13 protein-coding genes are annotated in these 12,851 nt (G+C 73.8%); 6 read left to right on the forward strand and 7 right to left on the reverse strand.

The features are described from left to right. Positions 1–8 precede the first annotated feature (8 nt). Positions 9–548 (reverse strand): GNAT family N-acetyltransferase, encoded by a 540-nt coding sequence (locus tag A6A29_RS35780; protein WP_073727014.1) that lies wholly within the window; start codon positions 546–548, stop codon positions 9–11. A 99-nt stretch (positions 549–647) separates the two neighbouring features. Between A6A29_RS35780 and A6A29_RS35785 the strand changes: the two genes are divergently transcribed. From A6A29_RS35785 to A6A29_RS35795, 3 genes are read left to right on the forward strand one after another with little or no spacing between them, the layout of a single operon-like run. Then, a complete protein-coding gene (locus A6A29_RS35785; protein WP_073727016.1) occupies positions 648–1,220 on the forward strand; it encodes a CDP-alcohol phosphatidyltransferase family protein in 573 nt (190 codons plus the stop codon). Further along, on the forward strand, positions 1,217–2,077 hold the full coding sequence (locus tag A6A29_RS35790; RefSeq protein ID WP_073727018.1) for a phosphatidate cytidylyltransferase: 861 nt from the start codon (positions 1,217–1,219) through the stop codon (positions 2,075–2,077). The genes A6A29_RS35785 and A6A29_RS35790 overlap by 4 nt, the downstream gene beginning before the upstream one ends. Continuing rightward, positions 2,077–3,288, forward strand: a complete 1,212-nt coding sequence (locus A6A29_RS35795; RefSeq protein ID WP_073727020.1) for a lysophospholipid acyltransferase family protein — start codon at positions 2,077–2,079, stop codon at positions 3,286–3,288. Before A6A29_RS35790 ends, A6A29_RS35795 begins: the two co-directional genes overlap by 1 nt. 153 nt (positions 3,289–3,441) lie before the next feature. Here the strand turns inward: A6A29_RS35795 and A6A29_RS35800 are convergent, their stop codons facing one another. Further along, positions 3,442–4,515: a S1 family peptidase gene (locus A6A29_RS35800; protein WP_073727022.1), complete on the reverse strand. Its 1,074-nt coding sequence runs from the start codon at positions 4,513–4,515 to the stop codon at positions 3,442–3,444. Positions 4,516–4,711: 196 nt separating this feature from the next. Here A6A29_RS35800 and A6A29_RS35805 point away from each other — a divergent pair, with 196 nt between their 5' ends. Beyond that, positions 4,712–5,425 (forward strand): nitroreductase family protein, encoded by a 714-nt coding sequence (locus A6A29_RS35805; protein ID WP_073727024.1) that lies wholly within the window; start codon positions 4,712–4,714, stop codon positions 5,423–5,425. Between the two features lie 175 nt (positions 5,426–5,600). On the opposite strand, the gene pruA is transcribed toward A6A29_RS35805, so the two are convergent. Next, entirely contained in the window at positions 5,601–7,232 is a 1,632-nt protein-coding gene (gene pruA, locus A6A29_RS35810) for an L-glutamate gamma-semialdehyde dehydrogenase (protein ID WP_073727026.1), read from the reverse strand. A gap of 51 nt (positions 7,233–7,283) precedes the next feature. Further along, positions 7,284–8,210 carry a proline dehydrogenase family protein gene (locus A6A29_RS35815; RefSeq protein ID WP_073727028.1) on the reverse strand — a complete coding sequence of 309 codons (927 nt, stop codon included), beginning with the start codon at positions 8,208–8,210 and terminating at the stop codon, positions 7,284–7,286. Between the two features lie 182 nt (positions 8,211–8,392). Here A6A29_RS35815 and A6A29_RS35820 point away from each other — a divergent pair, with 182 nt between their 5' ends. Then, on the forward strand, positions 8,393–9,541 hold the full coding sequence (locus A6A29_RS35820) for a PucR family transcriptional regulator (RefSeq protein ID WP_073727030.1): 1,149 nt from the start codon (positions 8,393–8,395) through the stop codon (positions 9,539–9,541). 157 nt (positions 9,542–9,698) lie between these two features. On the opposite strand, the gene A6A29_RS35825 is transcribed toward A6A29_RS35820, so the two are convergent. Beyond that, complete coding sequence (locus tag A6A29_RS35825; RefSeq protein ID WP_073727032.1) at positions 9,699–10,739, reverse strand: FAD-dependent oxidoreductase; 1,041 nt, start codon at positions 10,737–10,739, stop codon at positions 9,699–9,701. A gap of 155 nt (positions 10,740–10,894) precedes the next feature. On the opposite strand from A6A29_RS35825, the gene A6A29_RS35830 reads away from it, so the two are divergent. Next, the gene (locus A6A29_RS35830; protein WP_073727033.1) at positions 10,895–11,488 is read left to right on the forward strand and encodes a TetR/AcrR family transcriptional regulator; all 594 of its coding nucleotides are present in this window, start codon (positions 10,895–10,897) and stop codon (positions 11,486–11,488) included. 27 nt (positions 11,489–11,515) lie between these two features. Here the strand turns inward: A6A29_RS35830 and A6A29_RS35835 are convergent, their stop codons facing one another. Together A6A29_RS35835 and A6A29_RS35840 are read right to left on the reverse strand one after the other, a co-directional pair. Beyond that, positions 11,516–12,076 carry a hypothetical protein gene (locus tag A6A29_RS35835; protein WP_073727034.1) on the reverse strand — a complete coding sequence of 187 codons (561 nt, stop codon included), beginning with the start codon at positions 12,074–12,076 and terminating at the stop codon, positions 11,516–11,518. Beyond that, complete coding sequence (locus tag A6A29_RS35840; protein ID WP_073727035.1) at positions 12,073–12,795, reverse strand: hypothetical protein; 723 nt, start codon at positions 12,793–12,795, stop codon at positions 12,073–12,075. The genes A6A29_RS35835 and A6A29_RS35840 overlap by 4 nt, the downstream gene beginning before the upstream one ends. Between the last annotated feature and the right edge of the window lie 56 nt (positions 12,796–12,851).

Genomic DNA, 12,851 nt, shown 5'->3' on the forward strand with positions numbered 1-12,851 from the left:
ACCGCGCCTCACAGCACGTCCCCGTCGCGCCAGTCGAAGACCAGCGTCCCGGACCGGGCGGGCAGCGTGCCGCGTACATAGGTGCTGCCCTCCTCGTCGGGCAGCGGCTCGATGCCGCCGGCCCCCTGCGCGGCGAGCCGGCCCGGCCACGGCTCCCAGCCCCGCGACACATAGAGCGCGGCCCCCGCGTCGGACGCGGACAGCGCCCCGAAGGCGTACGCCCCGTCGATGACCCGTTCCAGTGCGGCCATCACGCGTCCGCCGAGTCCCTGCCTGCGGTGCTCGGCGCGGACGGCCACGCCCTCGACGTAGCCGACGCGGTACGAACGCCCCGCGTGGACCACCCGCCGCTGGATCACGCTGCCGTGGGCGAGGAGGAGTCCGCTGCCGTCGCGCACATAGGCGTGGACGCCGCCCAGGGTGTGATCCCAGTCGCCGTCCGAGAAGTCCCCGTCGAACGCGGCGTCCAGGAGGTCGCGGATCCCGGCGAGGGCCGGCGGGGTCAGCTCATAGGTGTGGGCGAGGTGCAGGGTCGCCGGTTCGGTCATGTACCCAGGGTCCCAGGCGGGGCCCTCACCCGGTACTCAGTATGCATTTGAGTACCCGGGCCGTGTCGAAAGGGTGTGCGTCGCACGAGAGTTGCCTCCATGAACGGCCTCTACGCTCTCAAGCCCTGGTACGCGAACCGGCTCGCCGGTGTCCGTGCCCGTCTCGTCCGCCGTGAGGTGTCGCCCGACACCCTCACCGCGGCGGGCGTGGCCGCGGCGGCCGGTGGAGCCGCCGCGCTGGCCTGGCTGCCCGCCGGACCCGCCGCGCTCCCGGTCGCCGTACTGCTCGCGGCGCGGCTCGCCTTCGCCAACCTCGACGGGGCGCTGGCCCGCGACACCGGCCGGACCACCCGGCGCGGCGCGGTCCTCAACGAACTGGGCGACCGGGCGGCCGACCTGGTCGTGCTCGCCGGGTTCCTGGCGCTCGCCCCGCTGTGGCTGGTGGCGGTGGCCGCGCTCGCGGCGACGCTGCCGTCCTGGGTGTCGCTGGCGGGCGCCGCGGCCGGTGCGCCCCGCCACAACGGCGGCCCGGTCGGCAAGACCGAACGCTGTCTGCTGGTCGTGGTCGCGGCGGCGAGCGGCTGGGCCGTCCCCGTACTGATCGTGATCGCCGCCGGTTCGCTGCTCACCGCCGCGCTCCGGCTGGCCCGGCTGTGGCGGGAGCTGGCATGAGCGCCGTACTGATCGCCGAGGAGGCGGCGGCGCGAGCCGTACCGCTGGTCGCGGGGGTGCTGGGGGCGGGCGGCGTGGCCGTCGCCGTACTGCCGTCGAAGGTCCGGATGCGGGCCGAGCTGCGCAAGCGGTGGCGGACCTGGGCACTGGTCGCGCCGGTCTTCCTGGGGGCGTACTTCCTGGGCGGCGGAGGCACGTTCGTGCTGGCCGCCGGGCTCGGGGCGGTCGCGGTGACCGAGTTCGTCCGGATGGCCGGGCTGACGCGGGGCGACCACGCGGTGCTGGTCGCGGCGGCGGTCCTCGTGCCGGCCCTCGCGTGGCTGGCGCCGGAGGTCCTGGACATGCGGGCGGCGGCCCTGCTGCTGCTCGCGGCGGCGCTGCCCCCGGTGCTGTCGGGTGACGACGCCCGAGGCTTCACCCGCGGGGCCCGGACGGCCTTCGGGCTGCTGTGGATTCCGGTCGCGCTGACGGGTCTGGTGACGCTGGGCGAGACGGGGGTGGCGGTCGGCCTGGCGGTGGCGCTCGGTGACGTCGGTGCCTGGTGCGGCGGTACGGCGCTGGGCCGCCGGGGCCCGCTCGCCCGGCGGCTCTCCCCGCTCTCCCCGAACAAGACCTGGGCGGGGGTGCTGGGCGCGGCCCTCGCGACGGCGCTGCTCCTGCTGGTGCTCGGGGCGTTCTCGGTGGCGCTGTGGGCCGCGGTGCTCGGCGGCTGTGTCCTCGGTGACCTGATCGAGTCGATGGTCAAGCGCGAGTCGGGGGTGAAGGACGCGGGCAGCTGGCTGCCCGGGTTCGGCGGCCTCCTCGACCGGATCGACTCCCTGCTGGTGGCCCTTCTCCTGGCGATGGTGATGACGTGATGACGACCCCGCTGCCCACGCCCACCCCCGGCCGGCTGGACCTCCCGGCACGCTCCCGCTTCGCCGCGACGCTGCGCCGCGGTCTGTGGTGGGCGGTGCTGAGCCTGACCGGTGGGGTGGAGCGGCGCGGGCGGCTGCCGCGCGGCGGCTGTGTCGTCGTCGCCAACCACTCCTCGCACGCCGACACGGCGGCGCTCCTCGCGGCGCTGGACGCCCGGCACACCCCGGTGATCGGGGCGGCGGCGGACTACTGGTTCGCCTCGCCGTGGCGGCGCCGGATCTGCCGCAGGCTCGCGGCCGGGTTCCCGGTGCGGCGCGGCGGGGGCGGCATGGACGATCTGCTGTCGATGGCGGACGAACTGCGGGCGGGCCGGGCGGTGGTGCTGTTCCCCGAGGGCACCCGGGGCAAGGACGGCGAGCTGGGCTCCTTCCACCGCGGTGCGCTGGTCCTGGCCGAGCGGGCGGGGGTGCCGGTGGTGCCGGTCGGCATCGCGGGTACGGACCGGCTGCTGCCCAAGCACGGGCGGCTGCGCTCGGCCCTGGTACGGGTGACGATCGGGGAGCCGCTGCCCTCGGCGGTCACCCCGGCCGGGGCGCGCGACGCGGTGGTGGCGCTGCACTCCCGTACGGTCGCCGAACCGCTCGGGGACTCGGCGGCGCGCCGCCGGGTGGCGTCGGTCGTGACCTCCCGGTGGGGTGTGCCGCTGGCCTTCGTCTGGGCGCTGGCGGAGGCGCTGAGCTGGCCGCTGATGCCGGAGCTGCTGCTCGGGGTGGTGTGTGTGGCGGTGCCGCGTGCGGCGTGGAAGATGTCGCTGGGGGCACTGGCGGGGAGCGTGGCGGGCGGGCTGCTCGCCCTGCAACTGGCTTCGGCGGGGGTGCAGTTGCCCGCGCCGCTGACCACCGACCGGATGCGGGCGGAGGTCCGTCGAGGGCTGGCGCTGGAGGGCGCCTCGGCGGTGCGGCAGCAGCCGTGGAACGGCATCCCGTTCAAGGTGTACGGAGCCGAGGCGGGGCGCGCCGGAGTGCCGGCCGGTGACTGGGCCGCCGCCTCCGCGACGGCGCGTGGTGCGCGGACGCTGTCGGTGGGGTTCGGGTTCGCCGCGTTCGGGCTGCTGATGCGGCGCCACCGCAGGCACTACGGGCGCTATCTGGTGCTGCTGGGCGGCGGCTTCACGACGGGGCTTTCGCTGATCGTGCACGGCTGGGCGTGAGCTGCCGCCCCGGGCGGCGTGGCAGTGGACCGCTGGGCGTGAGCCGCCCGCCCTGCCGACGTGGCAGTGCACTGCTGGGCGTGAGCTGCCCGCCCCGGGCGGCGTGACCCGGGGCGGGCACAGGAGGACCGAGCGGTCCGGGGGTGGGGACGGTCAGTACACGGTCACTCCGTAGGCGGCCAGGGCTTCCTTGACCGGCTGGTGGATGGCGGAGCCGCTGGTGCCGGTGCAGCCGGAGCTGCCCGAGTGGATGCCGAGGGCGACGGACCCGGCGAAGTGGGCGCCGCCGCTGTCGCCGCCCGCGGAGCAGGCGGTGGTGCGGACCATGTTGTAGACGGGCCCGTCGCCGTAGTTGACGGTGACGTTGACGGCCGTGACGGTGCCGCTGGTCACCTTGGTGGTGGAGCCGCTCTTGCTGAGGGTCTGGCCCACGACGGCGTCGGCGGCCGAGCTGATGTCCTGGGAGCCGCCGTTGTAGAGGTCGACGTCCCCGGCGGGCGATGAGCCGTCGGTGTACCGGACGATGCCGTAGTCGTTGGTCGGGAAGCTGGTGCCCTCCCGGACCCCGACGACCGGCCCTCCGGAGGTGGCCGACCAGTTGGCGGAGATGTTGGTGCAGTGCCCGGCGGTGACGAAGTACCGGGCGCCGCCCTTGGTGACGTTGAAGGCGGCCGAACACCGGCTTCCACCACCGTAGATGGCGCCGCCGCCCAGCACCTCGCGGTGGAAGACGCCGGGCACCCTGGTGATGCGTACAGCACCGTCCAGCCGGTCGGCGACGGCTTCGAGCCGGGCCAGGTCCCGCGCGGAGACCGACTGATCGGCCTCCACGGCGACCTGGTTGGTCCGGGGGTCGACGCCCCAGGAGGTACCGGTGATCTTCGCCTCGGCCTCCAGGGTGTCCATCGCGGCGCCCAGTTGCGCGGCGCTGCGCGCCACCCGGCGCACGGTGGCCCCGGCGGCCCCGGCCTGTTCGGCGGCACGGTCGGTGGTGACGGTGACGACGAGGTCACCGGTCTTCCGGTCGAGGTAGCTCCCGGCGCTTGCGGCCCCGAGCCGCTGCTCCAGGGCGGCGTCCAGGGCGTACGCGGCGGGGGTGGGGGCGGGCAGTGCGGTGGGGGTGGGCTCCGGAACGGGCGCCGCCCCGGAGGGAGTTGCGCCGAGGCCGAGGGTGCCGATGACGAGCAGAAGGGAAACGCCGACGCGGGCACGGGTGGTGCGTCTCATGGGGTGCTCCTTCTCGGGTGACGCGTGGGGACGTACCGAGTAAGGAATTTGACATGCCCATTACCTAACCCGCAAGAACGCGTTACCCGGAAGGCCCTTCGCGGGCCCGGTGACCGGACACTGACCGGGACGGGCGGCACGCCGTTGTCCGAAGGCCCTCTGTTCGCGGGGCGGGCGCGGGCCGCACACTGCCGCCATGCCCGAGAACACGACTGACGCACCCCAGCGGTGGACCCCGGTCCACGGCGACCCGTACCGATCGGTCCCCTACCTCCCCGAGCGGATGTCCGCCGAGGAGTCCCTGGACCGGGCCGCCCGACTGCGGCACCGGATGGACGGACGCAGGACCGTACGCCGGTTCTCCACCGACCCGGTGCCCGAGCAGGTGCTGCGGGACGCCGTCGCCTGCGCGGCGACCGCACCTTCCGGAGCCCATCAGCAGCCGTGGACCTTCGTCCTGGTCAAGGACCCCGAGGTGCGGCGCCGCATCCGGGAGGCGGCCGAGCACGAGGAGAAGATCAGCTACGACGGCAGGCTCGGCGAGGAGTGGCTGGCGGCGCTGCGCCCGCTGGGAACCGACGCCGTGAAGGCCCATATGACGGACGCCCCGGGCCTGATCGTGGTGTTCCAGCAGCGGTACTGGCTGGGCGAGGACGGCACGAAGCGCAAGCACTACTACGTCGACGAGTCCGTCGGCATCGCGGTCGGCATGCTGCTGTCGGCCCTGCATCTGTCGGGGCTGTCGGCCCTGATCCACACCCCGAGCCCGATGCGCTTCCTGCGCGAGGTCCTGGACCGGCCGGAGAACGAGAAGGCGTTCGCGGTGATCCCGGTGGGCTATCCGGCGGAGGACTGCGAGGTGCCGGACCTGGTCCGCAAGTCACTGGACCAGGTGATGGTGGAGATCTGAGCCGGACGGACCCGGACACCGGCCCGTGCCAGAACCGAGCACCGGCCCGTGACGGACCCGAGCACCGGCCGGTGACGGACCCGGACATGGAAACCGCCCCCCGGCCGGCAGGGGGGCCGGTCGGGAGGCGGGACTCTGGGCCCGGGGCGCCGTGCTGCGACGCCCCGGGAGGGGGTCAGCCCTGGTGGGGGTAGGTGTAGTCGGTCGGCGGGACCAGCGTCTCCTTGATGGCGCGGGTCAGCGTCCAGCGCTGCAGGTTCTGCGGGGCGCCGGCCTTGTCGTTGGTGCCCGAGGCACGGCCGCCGCCGAAGGGCTGCTGGCCGACGACGGCGCCGGTCGACTTGTCGTTGATGTAGAAGTTGCCCGCGGCGTACCGCAGCTTCTCCATCGTGTACGCGGCCGCCGCACGGTCGTTGGAGATGACCGCACCGGTCAGCGCGTAGTCGGAGGCCGACTCCATCTGCTCCAGCATGGCGTCGTACTTCTCGTCCTCGTACACGTGGATCGCGAGGATCGGGCCGAAGTACTCGGTCGTGAAGACCTCGTTGGCCGGGTCGGTGCAGGCGATGACCGTCGGTCGGACGAAGTAGCCGACGGAGTCGTCGTACGTGCCGCCCGCGACGACCGTGCACGTCGGGTCGGACTTCGCGCGGTCGATCGCGGCCTTGTTCTTGGCGAACGAACGCTCGTCGATGACGGCGCCGATGAAGTTCGTCAGGTCGGTGACGTCACCCATCCTGATGCCGTCGACCTCGGCCGCGAACTCCTCCTGGAAACCGGAGTTCCAGATGGAGGCCGGAACGTACGCCCGCGAGGAGGCCGAGCACTTCTGGCCCTGGTACTCGAAGGAGCCACGCGTCAGCGCGGTCTTCAGCACGGCGCGGTCGGCGCTGGGGTGTGCGACGACGAAGTCCTTGCCGCCGGTCTCGCCGACCAGACGCGGGTACGTCCGGTAGTTGGCGATGTTGTTGCCGACCGTCTTCCACAGGTGCTGGAAGGTCGGGGTCGAACCGGTGAAGTGGATACCGGCCAGGTCCCGGTGGTTCAGGGCCACCTCGGAGACGGCGATGCCGTCGCCGGTCACCAGGTTGATGACGCCCTTGGGCAGACCGGCCTCCTCCAGCAGCTGCATCAGCAGCACGGCGGCGTGGGTCTGCGTCGGGGACGGCTTCCACACCACGACGTTGCCCATGAGGGCGGGGGCGGTGGGGAGGTTGCCCGCGATGGCCGTGAAGTTGAACGGCGTGATCGCGTAGACGAAGCCCTCCAGCGGGCGGTGGTCCATGCGGTTCCACACGCCGGGCGAGTTGGCCGGGGGCTGCTCGGCGAGGATCTGGCGCGCGTAGTGCACGTTGAAGCGCCAGAAGTCGACGAGCTCGCAGGGGGTGTCGATCTCGGCCTGCTGGGCGGTCTTGGACTGGCCGAGCATGGTCGAGGCGGCCAGCGTCTCGCGCCAGGGGCCCGACAGCAGCTCGGCGGCGCGCAGGATGATCGCGGCGCGGTCGTCGAACGCCATCGCGCGCCACGCCGGGGCGGCGGCCAGCGCGGCGTCGATCGCGTCCTGCGCGTCCTGCTCGGTGGCCCCGGCGAACGTACCGATGACGGCCCGGTGGTTGTGCGGCTGCACGACGTCGAAGCGCTCGCCGCCACCCATCCGCTTCTCGCCGCCGATGGTCATCGGCAGGTCGATCGGGTTCTCGGCGAGCTCCTTGAGCTTCACTTCGAGGCGGGCGCGCTCCGGGGAGCCCGGGGCGTAGGAGCGGACCGGCTCGTTGACCGGCGCGGGGACCTGGGTCACAGCGTCCATGAGTGCCTTGTCTCCTTGGTTGGGCGGGGTGGGGGTCGGCCGGGGCGGGGGTCAGCCCTTGGTGATGATGGAGCGGGCGAAGAACAGCAGGTTGGCCGGCTTCTCCGCGAGGCGGCGCATGAAGTATCCGTACCAGTCGGTGCCGTACGCCGTGTAGACGCGCATCCGGTGGCCCTCGGCCGCGAGCCGGATGTGCTCCTCGCTGCGGATGCCGTACAGCATCTGGAACTCGTACTCGTCCAGTTTGCGCCCGGCCTTGCGGGCGAGCTCCTGGCTGATGGCGATGAGCCGCGGGTCGTGGGACCCGATCATCGGGTAGCCCTCGCCCTCCATGAGGATCCTGACGATGCGGACGTACGCCCGGTCGATCTCGGCCTTGTCCTGGTACGCGACGGAGGCGGGCTCCTTGTAGGCGCCCTTCACGATACGGACGCGGCTGCCGGCGGCGGCCAGGCGGCGGGCGTCGTCCTCGGTGCGGAACAGGTAGGACTGGATCACGCAGCCGGTCTGCGGGTAGTCCTTCCGCAGCTCCTCGTGGATGGCGAACATCGAGTCGAGGGTGGTGTGGTCCTCGGCGTCCAGCGTGACCGTGGTGCCGATCTCGGCGGCGGCCTCGACGACCGGGCGGACGTTGGCGAGCGCCAGCTCGTGGCCGCCTTCCAGCGCCTGGCCGAACATCGACAGCTTCACGGACATCTCGGCCCGGGTGCCCAGGCCCAGTTCCTTGAGGCGGCCGACCAGCTCCAGGTACGCGTCCCGGGCGGCGGCGGCCTGGCCGGCGGTGGTGATGTCCTCGCCCACGACGTCCAGGGTGACCTCAAGGCCCTTGCCCGCGGCGTCCTGGATGATCGGGACGACCTGGTCGACGGTCTCACCGGCGATGAAGCGGTCGACGACCTGCTTGGTGCCGGGCGCGGCGGAGACGAACCGGCGCATGCGGTCGCTGCGCGACGCGGCGAGAATCACGGGACCCAGCACGGGGCACCTCCACGGAAAGTACGTACGAACGGCCGTAGCGGTACGAAGGGAAAACGAACCGGTACGGCACGGAGAACCACCGTGAAATCTATGGATCCCTCCGATCGTGTGCCATCGACAGCTGTCACGCATCTGTGGCCGGGACCTCAGACATATGTCTGAAGAGATGCGAGAATGTGCGAGTGAAGGGCGATTACCAGGAACTGGTCGACGAGATCTCCACGCTGCTCGGCGCCCCCGCCACCCTGGAGAACCGGGACTTCGGCCTGGTCGCCTTCGGTGCCCACGACAGCGACGACGACACGGCCATGGACCCGGTCCGGACGCGCTCGATCCTGACCCGGGGCTCCACCCCGGCGGTCCGGGCCTGGTTCGAGGGCTTCGGCATCGCGCGGGCGACCGGCCCGGTCCGGATTCCGGCCGCCCCGGAGGCCGGGGTGTTCCGGGACCGGATCTGCCTTCCGGTACGCCATCGGGGTGTCGTGCTCGGTTATGTCTGGCTGCTCGACGCCGAGCCCGCCCCGACCGACGAGCGGCTGGGCGCCGCGATGGACGTCGCGGCCCGGATCGGGGCCCTGTTCTCCGACGAGGCGCGGGCGGGAGCGGATCTGACGCGGGAGTTCGGCGCGGTTCTGGCGGCCGGGCGCGGCTGGCAGCGCGACATGGCGGTGGCCGCCCTGCGCGAGGCCCTCGGACCGGACGCGGACGGCCTGCACACCGTGGTGTGCGTGACCCCGTGGGAGGACGACACCCCTTCGGTACGTACGGTCCCCTCGGCCGCGGCGCTGGCCTCGGTGGCCTCCCCCGCCGGTGCGGGCGCCCTGTCGCTGGCAGCCCTGGTACGGCTGCGCTCGGCCGGTCAGCTGGATCCGGCCACCAGCGCCGCGGACCGGCTGCGGACCGCCGCGGGCCCGGCCGCCACGGCCGGGATCGCGCTCCCGCGCCGCGGTCTGGCCGAGCTGGGCGACTCCTGGCACGAGGCGGTGTCGGCGGCCCGCGCGGCGACGGCGGAGGCCCGTTTCGGCCCGGTCGCCGACTGGGCGGCCATCGGCCCGTACCGCCTGCTGACCGCACTCCCCCGGACCCCGGACGCCGCCCCGGACCCGGCGGTGACCACTCTGCTGACCCCGCCGCACACCGAGCTGGCCCGGACCGCCGAGGTGTTCCTCGACTGCGCGGGCCAGGCGAGCCGGACGGCGGCGGAGCTGGGCGTCCACCGCCAGACGCTGTACTACCGCCTCTCCCGCGTCCAGCAGCTCACCGGACTCGACCTGAACGACGGCGAGGACCGGCTGCTGCTGCACATGGCGTTGAAGCGGGCACGGCTGTGAGCGGCGACGGCCCCTGCCCCGGCCCCGGCGGGGTACGGACGAGTCCCGCGACCCCGGCAGCACACGCACGGCTCCCTGGCCCGGCAGCGCACGCACGTCACCTCGGCCCGGCAGCGCACGCACGTCACCTCAGCCCGGCAGTACGCGCACGGCCCCCTCAGCCCGGCATCATGCGGACGAGCGCGTCGCGCAGGCCGGTGCGCCCGGTGGTCATGAAGCGGTGCAGGCCGCGGGAGCCGAAGGCGACCCGCTGGGCGCTGCGGCGGCGCTCCGCGTCGTAGGCGCGCAGGGCGGCGGGCAGACCGGTCGGGCCGTGTTCCGCGACGGCCCGGCTCAGGGCCTCCGCGTCGAGGATCGCCGTGCACGCGCCCTGGCCCAGGTTGGGCGTCATGGCGTGTGCCGCGTCGCCGACCAGCGCGACGCTCCCGCCGTGGACGAAGGTGGGCAGGGCGGGGGACAGGTGCCGCATCTCGTAACGGATCCGGTGGGACGGGTCGGTTTCGGCGAGGATGCGCGGGATGGGGTCGTGCCAGCCCTCGAAGTACCCGCGCAGCTCCTCGGCGGTGACGGCCTCGGGCACCGTGGCGTACCAGTTGGTGCGGCCCGGCTCGACCGGGGTCATCCCGAAGAACCGGCCCCTGCCCCAGGTCTCGCCGTGAATACCGCTCTCGAAGTCGGCGGTACCGATCCAGGCGACGGACCCGACGCTCCGCGGGCCGCTGCGCCCGCCGAAGCGCGCGGTGCGCACGGCGCTGCGGATTCCGTCGGCCCCGACCACCAGGTCGTGCCCGGCCACCAGCGCGTCCACATCACCGACGTTCTCGCCGAACGTGAGCGGCACGTCCCCGAAGGCGTCCAGCACGGCGAGCAGAGCGTCGATCAGATACGGCCGCGAGATCAGCAGTTCGGGGCAGCCGGCCTTCCGCTCGATCCGCTCCAGCGGGAGGCTCGCCATCACCCTGCCCTCCGGGGTACGGATCCGCGCGCCCCGGTAGGGCACCGCCCGGCCGCGGAACGCCGCCACCCCCAGGCGGTCGAGCGCGGTCTGCGCGGTGGGGTGGATGCCGAATGCGGTGCCGTAGCGCGCCGGCTCCGCCCGCCGCTCGACGACCGACACCGCCCACCCCGCGCGGCGCAGCCCGATCGCCGTCGCCAGTCCGCCGACTCCCGCCCCGACCACCGCCGCCGTTCCGGTCATGCCGGTCTCCTCAGCTCGTCCGCCCCGGAATCAGATCACCACACCTGTGGTACCACGGCTGGGGTAGCGTGAGCAAGGCACCCTGGCGGGGCAAGGCGCCCCCTGTGCGCGGGGCACCCCTGTGAGCAGGGCATCCAGGAGAAGGAGGACCGACGGTGAATCCGGACCGGCGGGACCGGCTGCGTGACGCGGCGATCGAGGTACTGGCCGACGCGGGCGGTCGCGGTCTGACGCACCGCGCCGTCGACTCGGCCGCGGAGGTACCGCACGGCACCACCAAGAACTACTTCACGACCAGGGACGCCCTGCTGCGCGCGGTGGCCGAACGCTGCCTGGAGCAGTACCGGGCGATCACGGAGCGGCTGGCCGCCGCCGGACCGGGGCCCACCGACCGCGAGGGTCTGGTGGCCCTGTTCCGGGGGCTCCTGGAGAACGTCGCCGGGCCGGGCCGGTCCCGTCTGCTCGCCTACCTGGAGCTCCAGGCCGAGGCGGCCCGCAAGCCGTGGCTGTCGACGATCCTCGACCCGATCGCCACCTCCGACTTCACCGGTCTGGAGCTGGCCCAACGGGCCGCCGGACTGCCCGTCACCCCGCAACGGGCCGCCGCCGTCACCCTCGCGATGCACGGCGCCCTCGTGCATCTGCTGGCCGACGGCCCCGACACCCTCGCGGCGGCGGGCCTGGACGACCTCGACGGCTTCGTACGCGGCCAGCTCCAGGCGGTGTACCCGGAGGACCCGGACGCATAGGCCGTCCGGACGCGGTACGCCGTTCGGTCAGCGCTCCCCCGCCGGCAGCTCCGTGACCGGCCGGTCACTGACCAGGGCCGCCATCACCAGCGGCGCGTCCCCGTCGCTGTGCCCGACACACACCGCGATCCAGCGGTCCGGTGCACCCACCGGTCCAGCCACCGCAGCCGGCACCGGCACCGGCACCGGCCCCCAGACGGTCAGGTCGCCGTAGAGGTCCTGTCCGAGCAGCGCCTCGAACAGCGGGGGCAGCGGCGCGCCCTCCTGCTTCCGGAAGAGCGGCACATGCATGGCCACCGCCCGGTGCGCACCCCATCGGGCGTCCAACTCCGTGACGAGTGCGGCGAGATGGGCCTCGGCGGCCTCCTCGGCGTCGTTCCACTCGGGGGCGTACACGCCGGTCAGCGGGTCGCCCTCCCAGAGCGGGACGATCCGGAAGCCCGCACCGCTGGTGGCGGTCCACTCGCCGGTGTCCGGGTCGCCCTCCCCCACGGTGGGCCCGGTGGGCGGTACGGGGCCCCCGAGCAGGTCCTCGACCTCGGACACGGCCCGCTCCGTCGCGAACGGCTCACCGGTCCGGGCGCTCACAGCGCGGCCCGGTCCATCGGGCGCGGCAGCGGCCGCAGCGCCCCGGCCCCGCTCAGCCGTTCGTAGGCCCGGACCACCGCGTCGGTGTCGCCGGGGGCCGCGATGCGCAGGAGCACACCGCCGCCCGGCAGTTCCTCACGGGCCGCCTTCAGCTCGTCCGGCACCAGGGCCGCGCGGCCCGGGGAGAGATAGCCGGCCCGGCCCACCACGGGGTCCCCCACGGAGAAGCCGGCGTCGTCCTCCAGGGCGTCGAGCACGTCGTCGTCGCTCACGTCCCCGAAGTCCGGCTCCCACACCCGGGCGAGGGCGGCGAGCAGCGCGGCCTCCGGGACCTCCGCGTCGTCCGGCGCGTGGAGGGCGATCACGAGCGACTGGAGCAGGAACTCCGGCGCGCCGCCCGCCAGACCGCTGATCTCCGCCTTCCAGCCGGACCCGCCACCGCGGGCGATCCGCAGTCCGGTGCCCGTGACGTCGGACCAGTCGTCGGCCGTCCGCACCAGGCGCAGGGCGGCGAGCAGCGCGTCCTCGTCCGCCGGGAGTTCGGTGTCGGGCCCCGACGCGTGGACCTGCCGCCACGGACCGGTCAGGCCCGCCCCGGCCGGTGAACCGGCCTCGGGGAGCAGGGCCGTGAGCTCGTCGAGGGTGTGTTTCCAGCGACCGGCCAGCGCCTCGGCCGACTCGGGCCTGGGCCCCCAGAAACCCCGCACTACACGTCGCATCCGCTTTTCCTCCGTCGACCGTCGTCCGTCGGCGTGGCCCCGGTCCGGCCGGGGGC

Origin of the sequence: Streptomyces sp. TSRI0281 (assembly GCF_001905125.1) — a bacterium.
Taxonomy (GTDB): Bacteria; Actinomycetota; Actinomycetes; order Streptomycetales; family Streptomycetaceae; genus Streptomyces.